This is a genomic window from Yoonia sediminilitoris (assembly GCF_003058085.1).
In the GTDB taxonomy this organism is placed as follows: domain Bacteria; phylum Pseudomonadota; class Alphaproteobacteria; order Rhodobacterales; family Rhodobacteraceae; genus Yoonia; species Yoonia sediminilitoris.
On record NZ_QBUD01000009.1, the window covers coordinates 103353 to 120679 of the forward strand.

Annotated in this window: 15 protein-coding genes and 1 tRNA gene; 8 read left to right on the top strand and 8 right to left on the bottom strand. The window is 57.0% G+C overall.

All coding sequences use genetic code 11. The annotated features are described in order from the left end of the window. Window positions 1-49: 49 nt before the first annotated feature. The 3 genes from ypfJ to C8N45_RS15925 all read left to right on the top strand — a co-directional run bounded on the left by ypfJ (window position 50) and on the right by C8N45_RS15925 (window position 1981). Window positions 50-904, top strand: coding sequence for a KPN_02809 family neutral zinc metallopeptidase (gene ypfJ / locus C8N45_RS15915; RefSeq protein WP_108387242.1), 855 nt, complete (start codon window positions 50-52; stop codon window positions 902-904). A gap of 63 nt (window positions 905-967) precedes the next feature. Beyond that, window positions 968-1053: transfer RNA gene (locus C8N45_RS15920), tRNA-Leu, on the top strand. Between the two features lie 280 nt (window positions 1054-1333). Next, window positions 1334-1981: a Hint domain-containing protein gene (locus C8N45_RS15925; protein WP_108387243.1), complete on the top strand. Its 648-nt coding sequence runs from the start codon at window positions 1334-1336 to the stop codon at window positions 1979-1981. Here C8N45_RS15925 and C8N45_RS15930 read toward each other — a convergent pair. From C8N45_RS15930 to hemB, 3 genes are all read right to left on the bottom strand, one after another. Next, window positions 1974-2579, bottom strand: a complete 606-nt coding sequence (locus tag C8N45_RS15930; RefSeq protein ID WP_258793299.1) for a nucleotidyltransferase family protein — start codon at window positions 2577-2579, stop codon at window positions 1974-1976. The two genes, C8N45_RS15925 and C8N45_RS15930, sit on opposite strands and share 8 nt — an antisense overlap. A 3-nt stretch (window positions 2580-2582) precedes the next feature. After that, window positions 2583-3137 (bottom strand): lipid-binding SYLF domain-containing protein, encoded by a 555-nt coding sequence (locus C8N45_RS15935; RefSeq protein WP_108387245.1) that lies wholly within the window; start codon window positions 3135-3137, stop codon window positions 2583-2585. 405 nt (window positions 3138-3542) lie between these two features. Beyond that, a complete protein-coding gene (gene hemB, locus C8N45_RS15945; RefSeq protein ID WP_108387247.1) occupies window positions 3543-4547 on the bottom strand; it encodes a porphobilinogen synthase in 1005 nt (334 codons plus the stop codon). A 123-nt stretch (window positions 4548-4670) separates the two neighbouring features. Between hemB and C8N45_RS15950 the strand changes: the two genes are divergently transcribed. After that, window positions 4671-5198, top strand: coding sequence for a hypothetical protein (locus C8N45_RS15950; RefSeq protein ID WP_108387248.1), 528 nt, complete (start codon window positions 4671-4673; stop codon window positions 5196-5198). Between the two features lie 34 nt (window positions 5199-5232). Then, entirely contained in the window at window positions 5233-8682 is a 3450-nt protein-coding gene (gene mfd / locus C8N45_RS15955) for a transcription-repair coupling factor (protein ID WP_108387249.1), read from the top strand. Here mfd and C8N45_RS15960 read toward each other — a convergent pair. Genes C8N45_RS15960 through C8N45_RS15970 form a run of 3 tightly spaced genes read right to left on the bottom strand, consistent with a single transcriptional unit; the run spans window position 8679 to window position 12079 of the window. Next, on the bottom strand, window positions 8679-9884 hold the full coding sequence (locus C8N45_RS15960) for a multidrug effflux MFS transporter (protein ID WP_108387250.1): 1206 nt from the start codon (window positions 9882-9884) through the stop codon (window positions 8679-8681). The two genes, mfd and C8N45_RS15960, sit on opposite strands and share 4 nt — an antisense overlap. 16 nt (window positions 9885-9900) lie before the next feature. After that, window positions 9901-10545 (bottom strand): DsbA family oxidoreductase, encoded by a 645-nt coding sequence (locus C8N45_RS15965; RefSeq protein ID WP_108387251.1) that lies wholly within the window; start codon window positions 10543-10545, stop codon window positions 9901-9903. Further along, entirely contained in the window at window positions 10532-12079 is a 1548-nt protein-coding gene (locus C8N45_RS15970) for a class I adenylate-forming enzyme family protein (RefSeq protein ID WP_375342479.1), read from the bottom strand. Before C8N45_RS15970 ends, C8N45_RS15965 begins: the two co-directional genes overlap by 14 nt. A gap of 38 nt (window positions 12080-12117) precedes the next feature. Between C8N45_RS15970 and C8N45_RS15975 the strand changes: the two genes are divergently transcribed. After that, complete coding sequence (locus C8N45_RS15975) at window positions 12118-12741, top strand: helix-turn-helix domain-containing protein (RefSeq protein ID WP_108387253.1); 624 nt, start codon at window positions 12118-12120, stop codon at window positions 12739-12741. A gap of 85 nt (window positions 12742-12826) precedes the next feature. On the opposite strand, the gene C8N45_RS15980 is transcribed toward C8N45_RS15975, so the two are convergent. Further along, complete coding sequence (locus C8N45_RS15980; protein WP_245882698.1) at window positions 12827-14611, bottom strand: extracellular solute-binding protein; 1785 nt, start codon at window positions 14609-14611, stop codon at window positions 12827-12829. A gap of 299 nt (window positions 14612-14910) precedes the next feature. Here C8N45_RS15980 and C8N45_RS15985 point away from each other — a divergent pair, with 299 nt between their 5' ends. Both C8N45_RS15985 and C8N45_RS15990 read left to right on the top strand, forming a co-directional pair. Further along, window positions 14911-15684 carry a 3-hydroxybutyrate dehydrogenase gene (locus tag C8N45_RS15985; RefSeq protein WP_108387255.1) on the top strand — a complete coding sequence of 258 codons (774 nt, stop codon included), beginning with the start codon at window positions 14911-14913 and terminating at the stop codon, window positions 15682-15684. An 11-nt stretch (window positions 15685-15695) separates the two neighbouring features. Further along, complete coding sequence (locus tag C8N45_RS15990) at window positions 15696-16730, top strand: patatin-like phospholipase family protein (RefSeq protein WP_108387292.1); 1035 nt, start codon at window positions 15696-15698, stop codon at window positions 16728-16730. On the opposite strand, the gene C8N45_RS15995 is transcribed toward C8N45_RS15990, so the two are convergent. After that, entirely contained in the window at window positions 16723-17325 is a 603-nt protein-coding gene (locus C8N45_RS15995) for a LysE/ArgO family amino acid transporter (protein ID WP_108387256.1), read from the bottom strand. The genes C8N45_RS15990 and C8N45_RS15995 overlap by 8 nt on opposite strands. Window positions 17326-17327 lie beyond the last annotated feature (2 nt).

A 17327-nucleotide genomic window follows, 5' to 3' on the forward strand; every position in this document is an offset into this window, starting at 1 on the left:
AAAGGAAGTTCCTGCCTAAGGTGAGGGTGGGCTATTGAGGATTTCCGACATGAAATGGCAGGGACGACGCGGCAGCAGCAACATCGAAGACAGACGCAAGCGGCGTGGCGGCGGTGTCCGGATCAGTGGCGTTGGCGGCATTGCCGGCGTATTGCTGCTTGTCGCGGGCTGGTATTTCGGTGTCGACACCAGCCAGTTTGTCAACCTTGGCGACCAGCAGTTCGAAGCGACACCAAACCAACAGATTACCGCCGCCGATGCGCAGGCAGGTGAATTTGTCGCAGTCACACTTGCGGATACAGAGGCCGTCTGGGCCGACGTGTTTACCCGCCAGTTGAACCGGTCCTACCGCCCACCCACTCTCGTGTTGTTCAAGGGCCGGACCGAATCGGCTTGTGGCGGGGCCTCTGCCGCGACCGGACCGTTCTATTGCCCGCCAGAGCGCAAAGCCTATCTGGACACTGAATTCTTTGTCACCCTGTCGCAAAGGATGGGGGCAGGTGGCGATTTTGCTGCGGCCTATGTCGTCGCGCACGAAGTCGCGCATCATGTGCAAAACGAACTGGGTATATTGCAGCGGGTCAACGAATTGCGTGGCCAGTTGGATCAGGAAAAATCAAACGCGCTGTCAGTGAGGGTCGAATTGCAGGCCGACTGCCTTTCGGGGATCTGGGCGCGCCTCGCCGCAGAAAAATTTGATAGCCTCGAACCCGGTGATATCGCAGAGGCGATGAACGCCGCGGCCCAGATCGGTGACGATACATTACAGCGCAATGCAGGGCAGGCGGTGCGACCACACACCTTTACCCATGGGACAAGTGCACAACGTCAGCGTTGGTTTGCACGCGGGCTGGAAAGCGGAAATCTGGATCAATGTGATACCTTTTCGGCCGCGCAGTTGTGATCGCGCAATTTCTCGATTGTGTGATTGACGCCAGCAGCCCGCCGCTTTAGGAGATGCGCATTGGCCGATGTGGCGGAATGGTAGACGCAGGGGATTCAAAATCCCCCGATGGCAACATCGTGAGAGTTCGAGTCTCTCCATCGGCACCAATATTTACATGACAGTTCATGCCGCGCAGGTTTCGGTCACAAAGGTGTTGGCAGGTTGCTGAAAACAATTGTTTCCTTGACCAAGGACGGATGTTTTGACCGCCGTTTCAATCTTTTTTTGCCGATTGCGGCGCAGATTGTTGGTATTCGAGCGGATATATGTCTATAGTTAGGTGTTACGTGAGCGTATTTCCGCTCACATTTGTTTACCGCGGTTTGTCAGAAAGCTTTTTTCTGAGCGGTTAGTGTGTGTGTGTTTGACTGAGTGAGGTAATTTTTTATGACAGATTTGGCAATTGTGGATCATGCCCCGCCGCTCTGTTCTGGCCAAGCAGATACCGTGGCATGCTTTACACCCGGTACTCGAATTGCAACACCCAAGGGCGAGCGGCTGGTCGAGACACTCACCATCGGAGACCGCATCCTGACGCGTGACAATGGCATACAGTCGATTACCTGGGCGGGTTTTCGACCGATTCCCACAGACGCAATGAAAGACAAAAAGACGCTGCGCCCGGTTTTGATCAGGGCCGGTAGTCTTGGTCGTGACATGCCCGAACGAGATATGCTCGTTTCACCGCAACACCGCATGCTGGTGGTGTCGGATCTGGCCAAGGCTCACTTTAATGAAAAGGAAGTGCTGGTCGCTGCCAAAGACCTGACGATGCTCGACGGTGTTGATGTGGTGAATGTGCCGGGCACAACCTACCTGCATTTCATGTTTGATGCCCATCAGGTGGTCCTGAGTGATGGCACTTGGTCGGAAAGCTTTCAACCGAATGATTTCTCGCTGAAGGGTGTGGCAGCAGAGCAGCGGTCCGAACTGCTAAACATCTATCCAAATCTTGCGACAAACGACGGTTTGAAAGGTTACACTACGGCCCGTAAGGCATTGAAAAGAATAGAGTCGTATCTTCTGTTCAAGTAATGTCGCTGCTGTTTCGCCATGCCTCCCACTCTTCGGGGGTGTCCAAATCAAGGCGGGCGCGTCGTCCGTCGAGCGGAACTAGAAAGACTTGGTTTCGTAATGATTTTACTACCATTTCGGCGCCATTGTCCCCGGAGATATCAGCGAATAACGGGCGCAGGCTTGCGTCAAATATGATCGGGTGGCCGGGCTCACTGCTATCAGTCGCACCACGCCAGATGAGGTAGTCGCGGTGATGTTGACGCGCGTCCAGAACTTTTTGCAGATCGGTTGTTTTGATCCCGACTAGATCGCCCAGCATTACCATGAAGGCATCGGCGTCCGGCAATTGCGCAACGGCGTCGCGCAAGGTGCCTGACATTCCCTCTGAAGCATTATGGACAGTCAGAATCGTGACATCCAGACCAGATAGCACGGCCTTGCGTTCTTCTTGGTGATCCGAAATCGCGACGAAAACAGGCTGCTGCGTTGCAAGCGCGCGCAACGCCTGCACACGTAACAGCGGTGTGGCGTCCACCGTTTCCAACAATTTGTCCTTGCCACGCATGCGGGTAGAACCGCCCGCCGCGAGAATCAAAATGGGAACAGACGCGGACACTGATCAGGGAATGATGCGAGTGTACTTGATCCCTTCAAGAGACGCGCCGATCCGCAACCCCGTCTGTGCGAAATTCACTGCGATGACAGGTGCAAGAGAGGTCGTCGTTTCCGCGCGCAAAGACTGTCCCTGATCGCTGAGCGCATATTCAATGTCTGCACCAGCCGCCCAACCGGGTCCACGCCGGAATTCCAGCAACGCTTCCTGGGTCATGAAAAACAGAACTGAACTGAACTGCTGCGCACCGATCTGGAATCCTGCGCTGCCGGATGTCGCAGAATAGTAATCAACGGTCGAGGGTCCGATCCGCAATGCACCTTGGCCATAGCTGCCGCCAATGCCAAGCCCGGCTTCGGTGATCAGCGGCATCACAAGGATGCCGGATGCTCGCGATGCCAGCTCCTGTGTTCCGGGATAGGTTTGAAACATATAATTCAACGTGCTGTCTGCCCGCGCGTCAATCGCGCTGGCCCCGCCGCCGCCGATGCCGTTGCCACATGCCGCCAATGTCGTCGCCACTGCGCCAAGCGCAAATGCACGTCTTGAGAGTCTGCTCATCTCTGGTCCGCCTTATCTGCCTGAGTATGACCTTTTTGGCCATTTATGGGCGGACTATACGCAAAGCTTGACGTCCTGTCACCTCACAGAAGTTGGATTGGGCAAAATGCGACCACGCAGTTTGCGAGCCGCTCGGATCGGCATGCCGCCCTTTGCTTTGGTTTACATGTTCCCGGATTGAATTTGTGAACCTGCTTTGACCGTTGTGCGACGCGCTGCAACATGCACTTGCGCTGGTGACGTCATTGACCATGCCCGCAATCTCGGTGATGCTGGCAATGATACGCATGAAATCGTCACCGGTCCCGTTTACCAACTCACCCCTTTATCTACCTGTTCCGAATTCCGGGAGATCAGTAGGGCGCGGACGTTTAGAAAGAGTTGATCAACGCTGAACGAGGCAAATCAGCTTTGCGCGCGCATCAGTCTGGCGGCTTCCGGCGCAAAGTAAGTCAGGATGCCGTCACATCCGGCACGTTTGAACCCCAAAAGGCTTTCCATCATCACTTTTTCACCGTCAAGCCAGCCGTTTTGTGCGGCCGCTTGCAACATCGCGTATTCGCCGCTGACCTGATAGGCGTAGGTCGGGACGCCAAAGCTGTCTTTTACCCGGCGGCAGATGTCCAGATAGGGCATTCCCGGCTTGATCATCACCATATCTGCGCCCTCGTCCAGATCACGCTGGACCAGCCGCAACGCTTCGTCGCTGTTGCCCGGGTCCATCTGGTAGGTGTTCTTGTCACCCGTCAGCGCCGCCGACGCACCGACCGCATCGCGAAACGGCCCATAAAAAGCAGAGGCATATTTGGCCGAGTAACTCAGAATACTGACGTTATGATGCCCTGCACTTTCCAGCGCACGGCGAATCGCACCAATGCGCCCGTCCATCATGTCGGAAGGCCCAAGAATATCTGCACCCGCCTCGGCCTGTGCCAGACCCATTTTGACGAGCGCCTCGACTGTGCGGTCGTTGACGATTTCGCCATTTTCCACAAATCCGTCGTGTCCGTTGACATTGTATGGATCAAGGGCAATGTCCGTCATGACCGCGATGTCGGGGGCTTTATCCTTGATCGCCCTGATCGCCTGATTGGTCAAATTGTCAGGGTCCCATGCCATCGCACAATCTTCGGTCCGGGCTGACATGTCAGTGTAGGGAAAGATGCAGATGGCGGGAATGCCAAGATCTTGCGCCTCGCGTGCGGCTTTGGCGATGCGGTCCACTGTGCGGCGCGTGACACCGGTCATGGACGCAACCGGGGTTTCATCGTCTTTGCCGTCCATCACAAAAACCGGCCAGATCAAATCATCGACGGTCAGGGTATTCTGACGCGACAAGGCCCGCATGGCAGGCGATTTGCGCATCCGGCGAAGACGCGCAGCGGGAAAGGGGGCGACGGTAGGGGTCATGAGGCATGCCTTTGGTAGTGATTTATCAATGGTTGACACGGATTATGCAGCATCACAAGTCTGGGCATTGCTCACGCGTGGCGCTAGTGTCTCCAAAAACAACTGACAGAGGACGACAGTTTTTTGGACTGGAATGACGCAATTTTTCAAGTCATTAGCCTGCATACGTTTTCCAACGTCTGGTACTGGCTAGCTGTTGCGGTAACTTGGTCAACGGCCAGCCATTGGATTATTGGCGTGCCGTTTGACATGATCCATCGTGCCCGGCGCAACGGCGATCAGGCCACCGCCGATCTCGAAGCCATCGTGGCGATCAATGTCCGCCGATTGATTGCGATCGCGGATGTCGCGGGTCTTTGGCTGATGGGGTTTGCCGCCTTTGTCCTCAGCGTGCTTGCCATGGCCGGTTTTTATTACGGGTTCGAGCTGGCACAGGGTTTCTTTTGTATCGCCTTGCCGCTGACGGTTGTCGTGATCCTCAATATCCGGCTGAGCATGAGTTTCGCAAGGTCGCAGCCGACGGGCGATGATTTGGTGCATGCTCTGTTAGGTCTGCGGTTCTGGATTCAAACCATCGCGATGGTGTCGATTTTTGCCACTGCGATGTACGGCATGTATCACAATCTTTCGCTGCCTCTTGGCTTTAGATAGTTGACACGCCAGCGTCGCGGGGTAGGTCAGCGGAATGTCTGACCCGAAACATATTACCGTCAGCGGCGCGCCCGAAGGGTTCGATGCCCAATTGATCCTGACAGAGGTCGCAAAGTCCGGCCCTGTCGTGCATGTGGCCCGCGATGACAAGAGATTGGCGGCAATGCAGGCTGCATTGTCCTTCTTTGCGCCGGACATGCCTGTCTTTGTATTTCCGGCGTGGGATTGTCTGCCATATGACCGGGTGTCGCCCAATGCGGACGTGTCGGCCGCACGTATGGCCACGCTGGCCGCATTGGTTCATGGGATGCCCGAGCGGTTTGTGCTGCTGACAACGCTGTCTGCGGCGACGCAGCGGGTGCCTCCCCGCGCTTTACTGCGCGAGGCCGCCTTTACCGCAACCGTTGGAAAACGGCTGGACGAAACCGCCCTGCGCAATTTCCTTGTCCGCATGGGTTTTACCCAAAGCCCGACAGTGATGGAGCCGGGCGATTACGCTGTGCGCGGCGGCATTATCGACATCTTTCCACCCGGGCAATCCGGCCCGGTGCGGCTTGATTTGTTTGGCGATGTGCTGGACGGTGCCCGGCGGTTTGACCCCGCCAGCCAACGCACAACCGAAAAGCTGACAGACGTCGAACTGGCGCCCGTGTCCGAGGTTATTCTGGACGAGGCGGCGATTACGCGCTTTCGGCAGAATTACCGGATCGAATTTGGCGCCGCTGGCACCGATGACCCGCTGTATGAGGCTGTCAGCGCGGGCCGCAAACATGCAGGTGTCGAACATTGGCTGGGCTTCTTCCAAGACGATCTGGAGACGCTCTTTGATTATCTGCCCCGCGCGACAGTGACGCTGGACGATCAGGTTGGCCCGGCGCGCATGGCCCGTTGGGAAAGCATTGCCGACCAATATAGCACGCGGATGCACGCGCTGACGCAAAAGGGCCGGATGGACAGTGTCTATAAACCGGCCCCTCCTAAATTGCTTTATCTTGATGATGCCGCTTGGGATCGCGCTGTTGCCGACAAACGAGTCCTGCAATTTTCAGCATTGAAACAGGCAACCGGTCCCGGTGTGATCGACGCAGGTGGCCGCATAGGACGCAACTTCGCCCCAGAACGCCAACAGGAACAAATTAGCCTTTTCAGTGCCTTGGCAGATCACATCAAATCAAGGCTGGACGCAGGTCCGGTGATTGTCGCATCCTATTCTGACGGTGCGCGCGAGCGGTTGGAAGGGTTGATCGAAGACGAAGGTGTCGTCGAAGCGATCAGGATCAAGGATTTTGCAAGGGTCGGCAAACGCGGGTTGCATCTGGCTGTCTGGCCTCTGGATCATGGGTTTGAGGCCCCCGGACTGACGGTGATTTCCGAACAGGACGTGCTGGGCGATCGATTAATCCGCCAGACCAAGCGCAAACGGCGTGCTGACAATTTCCTGACCGAAGCCAACAGCCTGTCGCCGGGCGACTTGGTCGTTCATGTCGACCACGGCGTTGGCCGCTACATGGGGATGGAGGTTGTCTCGGCAGCCGGTGCCGCCCATGAATGCCTGCTTCTGGAATATGCCGAAGATTCAAAGCTCTACCTGCCCGTCGAAAACATCGAACTGCTGTCCAAATACGGCCATGAAACGGGCCTGCTGGACAAGCTGGGCGGCGGCGCGTGGCAAGCGAAAAAGGCCAAGCTGAAGGAGCGGATCAGGCAGATTGCCGAACGTCTGATCCGGGTCGCGGCAGAACGCGCCTTGCGCACCGCACCCGCGCTCGACCCGCCTGACGCGCTGTGGGACCAGTTCCTTGCGCGCTTTCCCTATGCAGAAACCGATGATCAACTGGCCGCGATCGAGGACGTGCTAGAGGACCTGTCGTCTGGCAAACCGATGGACCGGCTGATTTGCGGTGACGTGGGTTTTGGCAAAACCGAAGTGGCCATTCGCGCCGCATTTGTGGCGGCCCTGTGCGGTGTGCAGGTGGCGATCATTGCGCCGACAACCCTGCTGGCCCGCCAGCACTACCAGAACCTTGCCGAACGGTTTCGCGGGTTTCCTGCTAATGTGGCCCCATTGTCGCGATTTGTCAGCGCGGGGAATGCGGCAAAAACGCGCGACGGGATCACCAAGGGCACGGTTGATATCGTGGTGGGCACCCATGCACTTTTGGCCAAGGGTGTACGCTTCAAGAACCTTGGCCTGCTTGTCATTGATGAAGAACAGAAATTCGGGGTGCAGCATAAGGAACGGCTCAAGCAACTGCGTACTGACGTGCATGTGCTGACCCTGACCGCCACGCCCATTCCGCGCACCTTGCAACTGTCCTTGTCGGGCGTGCGCGACCTGTCGATTATTGGCACACCGCCCATCGACCGGCTGGCGATCCGCACCTATGTCAGCGAATTCGACACGATCACCGTGCGCGAGGCGCTTTTGCGCGAACACTACCGCGGCGGGCAATCCTTTGTGGTCGTGCCCCGCATTTCCGACATGGCCGAAATGGAGGATTTCCTCAAACGCGAGGTGCCGGAAGTCACTTATATTTCCGCAACAGGCCAGATGGCGGCAGGTGAACTCGATGACCGGATGAACGCCTTTTATGACGGCAAATATGATGTGTTGCTGGCCACGACGATTGTGGAATCCGGGCTGGATATTCCAACAGCCAATACGATGATCGTCTGGCGGGCGGATATGTTCGGGCTGTCTCAACTTTACCAGATCAGGGGGCGCGTGGGCCGGTCCAAGACCCGTGCCTATGCCTATCTGACGACCAAGCCGCGCCAGAAACTGACGGATACGGCGCAAAAGCGCCTGCGGGTGCTGGGGTCGATTGATACGCTGGGCGCGGGTTTCACACTAGCCAGTCAGGACCTTGATATTCGCGGGGCTGGGAACCTGCTGGGCGAAGAGCAGTCCGGCCAGATGCGTGAAGTCGGGTACGAGTTGTACCAGCAAATGCTGGAAGAACAGATCAGCGCGATTAAGTCGGGTGCCGCCGAAGGCATTACCGACGATGGCCAATGGGCACCGCAGATCAATCTGGGCGTGCCTGTGCTGATCCCCGAAGATTATGTGCCTGATCTGGATGTGCGTCTGGGCCTTTACCGCCGCCTGTCGGAACTGACGACAAAGGTTGAACTGGAAGGGTTTGCCGCCGAACTGATTGACCGCTTTGGCAAACTGCCGCGCGAAGTGAACACACTGATGCTGGTCGTGCGGATCAAGGCCATGTGCAAGCGGGCGGGGATTTCCAAGCTTGATGCGGGTCCAAAGGGCGCCACGATCCAGTTTCATAACGATAAATTCGCATCGCCCAAGGGGCTGGTCGAGTTTGTGCATGCGCAAAACGGGTTGGCCAAGGTCAAAGACAACAAGATCGTCGTGCGCCGTGACTGGACCAAGGAACGTGACAAAATTCAGGGCGCATTCAACATTGCCCGTGATTTGGCACAAAAACTGTCCGATGAGAAAAAGGCGAAAAGTAGCTAGGCGTCGCTGGGCCGGACGATCTTGGTGGTCAACCAAAGCGCAAGGCTTGCCGCGCACAATGTGCCGATAGCCATCGGGATTGGCGTGCCATCAAACAGCAGGCCTATCGGGGCTGCGATCATCACCGCACCAATGGTCGATATAGCAGCGATGACTGACGCCGCCATGCCCGCGATATGGGCCATTTCTTCCATCGCGAGCGCATTGAGGTTGCCGATTGTCAGGCCCGCCTGAAAGAAGTTGCCAGCGACCCAAAAGACATAGGTGCCAAACGCAAGCCAATAGGGGCCATCGACGGCCGTAACGACAATCAGTAGGATCGTCAGGCAAATCTGCGCGGCATAGGTCGCCTTGATGATCGCCCGCATCCCTATCCGCATCACAAGTTTTGCGTTCAGCACACTTGCAGATGCAGACACTGCGGCAATCCCACCAATCCAAAGATGGAACAGATCGCCCTGACCAAAGGTGATGTCAAACACCTGCTGGACCGAGGACAGGATGATAAACAACATTCCGAACGTCAGCGTCTGGATGAATATCGACAGGCGGGTCGTGGGGTGGGCGAACATTTCACCGATGGCACCGGCAAGGGCCGCGGCACTCAGCGGGCGTTTGTTGTCTGGTGTCAATGTCTCGGGCTGGCGGATCACCAGCCATATCATCGAGACCAACGAAAACAGCATGAAGGATGCAAAAATCGCCCGCCAGCCAAACCCAACGACAATGTAATAGCCCATGGCCGGGGCAAGTGCTGGCACAATCGAAAAGACGACCATGATGAAGGATATGATCTGGGCCATATTACGCCCGCCATAAAGGTCGCGCACAATTGCCAGGGCCACCACGCGCGGGGCGGCTGCCCCCAACCCCTGCACCACGCGGGCTGCAACCATTACTTCGATCGTGGTCGAGATCCAGGCGACCAAACAGGCCAGAATGTAGATGATTGACCCGACAACCATCACCGGTTTGCGCCCGAATGCATCTGACAGTGGCCCGGTGAACAGCGTGCCCACGCCAAGCCCGAACACAAAGCTTGTCACGATCAATTGCGCGTTATTGAGATTATCGGGCGACAATGCCGCGCCGATCTCGGGCAGAGCGGGCAACATGGCGTCGATGGAAAAGGCAACGGTGGCCGACATCATGGCCATCATTGCAATGAATTCGGTCCTGTGCAGGCGCTTTATCTGGGACATGGGGCCGCGCTGTGGATCATTCGGCGGCGTCCAGTTGTTCCATGATTTCGGTGATGACTTTCGTCCACATTTCTGGCGGCTGTGCGCCGGGGACCGCATGTTTTTGGTCAACAATAAAGGTCGGCACCGAATTGACGCCCATCTTGCGACTGTGGGCATCACGTGCGCGGATGTCGGCCACGTCGGCGTCAGATGCCAGCAGTTTCGTCACCATTGCCGCGTCCATTTCCGCCGTGTCCGCGATATCGGCCAGAACTTCATGATCACCGATGTCGCGGCCGTCGACAAAATAGGCTTTGAACAGCAGATCAACGACAAAGGACTGCCGCCCTTCGATCCCGGCCCAGTGGATCAGCCGGTGTGCGTCAATCGTGTTCGGCGTCACTTTCATCGCTTCGAAATTGATCTTGGCCCCCGCTTTTTCAGCATGTTCAACGACCGGGGCATAGGCTTTGACTGCGCCTTCCTTGCCGCCGAATTTGCCTTCGAGATAGGCTTTGCGGTCCATGCCGCCCGCTGGCATGTCGGGGTTGAGCTGAAACGGGTGCCATTCGATGGTAAAGGGATGGTCGGGGAACTGTACCAGCGCCTTGTCCAGATTGGTCTTGCCGATATAGCACCATGGACAGATCGGGTCAGAGATGATGTCAAGTTTGACCATATGCGGCCTCCCATTCTGCGCGCAGGACGCGCCGAAGTAATTTGTTGTTCGCCCCGCGTGGAAGTGCGTCTTTGGCAACAAAGAGCCGTGGGCATTTATAGCTTGCGAGCCTTTCGCTGACGAAGCTGCGCAGTTCGTCTTCGTCTATCACGTCTGTCGCCACGTAAAACCCCGCAATGATGACGGTGCCTGTGCGAATTTGAACAGCGGCGGCGGCGGCTTCGGAAATCAGCGGATGCGCGGTCAACGCATCCTCGACTTCGACCGGGCTGACACGGTAACCGCCCGCATTCATCATATCGTCGGCGCGGCCGGCATAGGTGATGGCGCCATCGCTATCCATGATGCCGATGTCGCCCGTCATGAACCAGTCGCCTTGAAAACGGGCCGCAGTTTCTTTGGGTGCTTCATAATAGCCGAGCATCAATCCGGGGTCGGACTTGTGAATGGCGATTGTGCCGGGCTCGCCACGCGGTACCGGGCCATCGGGGCCAATGATCGCCACCTTGCGCCCCGGCTGGGCAAAACCTGACGCCCCCGGCGGGGCGGGATGCCCCGGTGCGCCTGATATGAAGGTTGAACATTCGGACATGCCGAATGCCTCGTAAATGTCGGTGCCGGTTTTGCTCTGCCACGCGGACTTGTAATCCTCGGCCAGTTTTTCACCGGCAGAGAGCCCATGGCGCAGGTCAGTTAGCCCGGACAGATCGCCACGCAGCATACGTCGATAAACGCCTGGCGCTGCTGCAAAAATTGTCGCGCGCTGCTGGCGCAGTAAATGCGGCAATGCATCCGTTGGGGTGCCATCCTGCGCCACAATCGCGGTGGCACCGACAGTCCAGGGGTCCATTAGGCCAGTGCCCAGCGTATAGGTCCAGTTGAAGGCGCCCGCATGCAAGATCCGGTCCGTGTCAACCATGCCATACCAGCCATCAATCATCATCTGCCGTGCCCAGATCGCACGGTGCGCATGTACAACTGGTGTCGGGCGGCCCGACGTGCCCGATGTGAAAATGATATAGGCAGGCCGGTCAGGATCACCCATCGCAAAGGCGGCCATAGGGGTGGTGTCGTCGGGGCGGATGTCATCCACGTGGACGGTTGGCTGCGATGATGACGGGCATGCAATTCCGTCACTATAAACGGTGAGTGCGGGCTTGATTTGCGCGCAAAGCACATCGACCTCCCCTTTGGTCAGCGCGGCAGAGGTCGGGACGGGCACGATCCCTACAGCGATTGACGCAAGATAGATGATCGGGAAATCGACTGTATTGCCGAGCCGCATCAACAGTCTGTCACCAGGTCGCAAACCTTTTGCCAACAGGCAGGTGGCTTGTTCGAGAACGGCCCTGCGCAACTGGCCAAAAGTCATTTCCGAAGGACTGTCCCCTGCAATGACAAGCGCAGGTTTGTCGGGCCGGTCCTGCGCGGCGGACAAGACATGTGCCGCCATATTGAAAGCTGGAGGTGGGTCGGGAAACGGATCAGAGACAGAGTGTGACAGCATGGATGTCCGGCTATCCTCCGGCGGCACAAGTTGCAAGATACGCCAACCATCCGTATGTAGTCGCCATGACAGATATCGATCCGAAAAGCCTGATCCGTATCGCTCATGAAAATGGCGATAACAGCGTGGCGCAACCGCTTGATCTGGGTGCGCGGGTGCGCGAATTGCGCAAGGCCCGCGACTGGACGCTCGAACAGGCTGCACAGCAGGCGGGTTTGGCGCGATCTACTTTGTCCAAGATCGAAAACGGTCAGATGTCGCCAACCTATGATGCTCTGAAAAAGCTGGCCGTTGGCTTGAAAATTTCCGTCCCGCAATTGTTTACACCGCCATCAAAGGGGCAGGTGAACGGTCGTATGGCCGTGACCCGGACCGGAGAAGAGGCCGAAAAACTTACCACGACCTACGAACATGCATTGCTGGCAAATGCACTGACCACCAAGAAGATGTTGCCATATCGCACCCATGTCCGCGCGCGGAAGATGGAGGATTTCGATGGCTGGGTCCGCCATGACGGCGAGGAGTTTCTTTATGTTCTGACTGGCCAGATCAGGCTCTATACCGAATTTTACGAGCCGGTGGAACTGAAACGCGGTGACAGCGCCTATTACGATGCTTCAATGGGGCATAACGTCGTGTCGATCAGCGCCGAAGATGCGACACTCCTCTGGGTTACATCACTGAGCTGAACTTTGCCTCCGGCGGGGATATTTTTGGCCACAAGAAGCTATGCGCGGTCCCATATTGGAAACCGCGCTCCGTTCATGCAGCTTGCTATTTTTCCTCGTACCACCAGACATCAGGCTGCCAACCAGGCCAATCGCCGAAAATCGGCATCTCGTCCGGGTAATGCAGGTTTTTGGAGTGCGCTAGACGGCTGATGTTCCACTGATAGATCGGGATAACATAGCGGCCGCTGGTCAGGACACGGTCAAGCGCTTTCACCGCAGCGACAAAGTCATCCTGACTTTCGGAAGTCAGCAGTTTGCCTATCATGGCGTCAACCGCCGGGGATTTGACGCCCATCAGATTGCGCCCGCCGGGGGCGTCGGCAGTTTCAGAGCCATAGTAGTTATACTGTTCGTTGCCGGGAGAAAGCGACAGGCCGCGCCGATAGTAGGTCATGTCGAAATCGTAGCTGTCGGTGCGTTCCTTGAACTGCGCGCTGTCCACAGTGGACACGGTCGGTGTGACGCCGATGCGGGCCAGGGATTCCACATACATGTCAATAATGGCCTGATTTTCAGACCCGCCCTGTGCAAGGAGGATGTCAAAGGTTAAAGCCTCGCCCGCATCATTCTTCAAGACACCGTCCTGCACCGTCCATCCCGCGCTGGCCATCTGTTCAAGTGCTTTGGCCGTACCCGCGCGGTTTCGTTCGGTGCCATCAGCAACGGGCAAGCTGTATCCTTCAAGCGCGCCGGGTGTGAGATCAGATGCGAAGGGTTCAAGAAATTCCCGCACGCGGCCTTCGGCGGGCCCATCGGACATGCCAAGCGGCGAATTGGACCAATAGGATGTGATCCTTGGCTGGGCCGAGCCTGTCATGGATTCGTTGATAAATTCAAAATTGAACGCATGGATCAGCGCATCACGCACCCGCCAGTCGGCAAACTGCGGTTTGCGGGTGTTCATCACAAAACCTGTCATCCCGGAGGGGCGTTCATGCGGCAGCACCGACAGGACAATATCGCCGCTTTGCACGGCCGGGAAATCATACTGGCTTTCCCAGCGGGCGACGTTGAATTCACGGTTTGAATTCACGGCACCTGTCTTGAATGCCTCGAATGCGGCTGTTTCATCGCCGAAGAATTCCAGCCGGACTTCATCGATATTGTTGGTGCCTTTGCGAAACGGCACGTCCTTGCCCCAGTAATCGGGATTGCGGCGCAGCGAGACAAAGCGCCCCGCTTCGAAATCGTCAATCATGTAGGGTGCAGAGGTGATCGGCACGATCTGGGTTGTGCTTTCTGCAAAGTCGATGCCGTCCCATTGGGCCTTTTTGAGGATAGGGCGCATCCCGGCCAGCAGGGCCAGTTCACGGTCTGCAACGTTGAACGTAAACCGGACAGAGCGCGGACCGGTCTGTTCCATCGTCTCGACCTTTTGCCAAAACCCGAGGTAGCGGGGATGACCAACGGTGCCGAGAGTTTCATAGGACCAGAGCACATCTTCGATGGTCAGCGGGCTGCCGTCGGAAAATGTGATCCCCTCGCGCAAGGTAAATTCGACCCATTCGCGATTCGGTCCGGTTTCAACCGATTCGGCCAAAACACCGTAAAGAGAGAAGGGTTCATCAAGGCTGCGCCCCATCATGCTTTCGCCCAGAAAGAAACGCAGCTGCCAGGGAACAGAGCCCTTGCGTACAAAGGGATTGAGACTGTCAAAGCTTCCGACCTCGGCTGTGACGATCTGGCCACCCGTTGGAGCATCTGGATTCGCATAGGGCAAGGACACAAAATCCGGTGGAAGGGCAGGGTCACCATACATAGCTATGCCATGTTGCGGCTCTGCCACGGCGATGTTGGCTGAGAGGATAAGCGCAAACGCACTTCCCATGGCCCTTGCTATGTTACGTATATGCTGTGTCACTGTTGGTTTGCCCCTGCATTTGAACTCATTATTTTGCCTGATGGTAAAGAGGGTTTTCAGCCTTTTCAAACTTTTAGCTTGGATGCGGGCAAATGATTGCTTATAAAGAAATCACTGCTCGATAGGTTTCTTGCCTGTATGAAACCTGCCTCAATAACTTTACGCCCGCCTTGTGCGGGCGTTTTTTTTGCCTCGCGCCTGTCATGGTACTTTGCAGGTGCAGCATATATGCTGCGTAAAAGCGAGACAGACAGGGAGCTACCGCAATGACTCTTTCAGGCAAGACAGCCGTTATTACAGGATCGAACTCTGGCATAGGGTTGGGTGTGGCACGTGAACTCGCGCGCGCGGGCGCCAATGTGGTGCTGAACTCGTTTACCGACCGCGAGGAAGATCACGCGCTAGCCACAGAGATCGCCAAGGAACATGGTGTCGATGCCAAATATGTGGCTGCCGACATGTCCAAGGGCGAAGATTGCCGTCGTCTGATCAAGGACGCAGGCCGTTGTGACATTCTGGTGAACAATGCGGGCATTCAGCATGTGGCGCCGGTGCAGGATTTCCCAACCGAAAAGTGGGATGCGATCATCGCGATCAACATGTCCTCGGCCTTTCACACGACTGCCGCAGCCGTGTCAGCCATGCGCGCATCTGGCTATGGCCGCATCATCAACATCGCCTCGGCCCACGGGTTGACGGCGTCGCCCTATAAATCGGCCTATGTGGCGGCCAAGCATGGTATCGTCGGCCTGACCAAAACAATCGGGCTGGAAACGGCGCAAGACCCGATCACATGCAATGCGATTTGCCCGGGCTACGTGCTGACCCCGCTGATCGAGGCGCAAATTCCCGACACGATGAAGGAGTATGACATGTCCCGCGAGGATGTGATCAAGAACGTGATGCTGGAACGCCAGCCCTCCAAGGAGTTCGCCACGGTCGAACAGTTGGGCGGCACCGCAGTGTTCCTGTGTTCCGACGCGGCGGCGCAAATCACGGGCACGACCATCAGCGTTGATGGCGGCTGGACGGCACTTTAAGGGCTGTGGGCGTGACAAAACGCATCAATCTGGCCTTGCAGGGGGGCGGCGCGCACGGTGCCTTCACTTGGGGCGTGTTGTGCCGCATCTTGCAGGACGAGGATATCGAGATTGCGGCTATATCAGCGACCTCTGCGGGGGCACTGAATGCGGCGGCACTCAAGGCGGGCATGCTGTCGGGCGGGCGACAAGGCGCGCGCGAGAATCTGGATTGGCTGTGGACCCAGATCGGGGCCATCACAGACCCCAATTTTACCGACTGGATTGCATCGCTTGCCCCATCTGCGGGGATTTGGGCCAAGGCACTGGAATATTCGCCTGCCTATGCCGCCGTGGACATGACACAGCGCATGTTGTCGCCCTATGCCTATGGCCCTGCCGCAAGAAATCCGTTGGAACGAATCGTCAGGGAATTCAGGTATGACGCGGTCTGTTCGCAAGACGGACCCGCGCTGCACATCTGCGCCACCAACGTCAGATCGGGCAAAATCCGGGTTTTTACCGGAGAAGAAATCATGTCCGATGTCATCCTTGCCTCTGCCTGCCTGCCCAGCCTGTTTCAGGCGGTTGAATTCACGGACCCGCAGACCGGCAAGTCAGAGGCGTTCTGGGATGGCGGCTATTCCGGCAATCCGGCGCTTTTCCCGTTGTTTGATAAGGACTTGCCCGACGACATTTTGATCGTGAACATCAATCCACTGCACCGCGAGGAACTGCCCGTCGAAGTTCAGGCAATCCATAACCGGATCAACGAAATCAGCTTTAACAGCTCATTGCTGCGCGAACTGCGGGCGATCGAATTTGTGCATCGGCTTATTGAGGACGGGTCAATCACGCGTGGGACAATGAAGAATGTGCTGGTGCATATGATTGCTGACGATGTGTTGATGAACGAACTCAACGTCGCCACCAAGACCATTCCAACGCCGGTGGTGCTGGCGCGGTTGAAAGCGGCGGGCGAGGCGGCTGCGGATGCTTTCCTGTCCAATCACAAGTCTGATCTGAACGCATCCAGTTCGGTGAACCTGCGGGACATGTTCAGCTAAGCAGCTTGAACGCCAGCGCCCACATCACAAGACCGATCAGCACGTCCAGCAACTGCCACGCGCGGGCCGATGTCATGACGGGCGCCAGCAGACGTGCGCCGTATCCAAGGCTGAAGAAAAAAACGAATGACGCAGAAACCGCGCCAATCCCGAAGGCAAGTTTTGCACCGGTCGCGGTAAACTGGGTCGAGATTGCACCAATCAGGCCCAATGTATCCAGATAGACGTGCGGGTTCAGCCATGTGAACGCCGCACCCGTCGCCAGCGTGGCCCACAGGCCCGCAGTCTGGCCCGCAATCTGCAGCGCATAGTCACCCTGCCACGCTGCCCAAAGACGAAGCGCTCCATAGACCAACAAAAACGCGGCGCCACCCCACGCCATGATCTGCGGCAACATCGGATAGAGCGCAACGATAGCCCCAAATCCCAAAACGCCCGCAGTGATCAAAATCGCGTCCGACAGCGCGCACAACAGGCATAGCGGAAAGACATGCGCGCCAGCCAGTCCCTGGCGCAGCACAAAGGCGTTTTGCGCACCAATCGCAAGGATCAGCGCAAAGGCGGTGGCAAAACCGGTCAGGGCAGGGGTGATCAAAT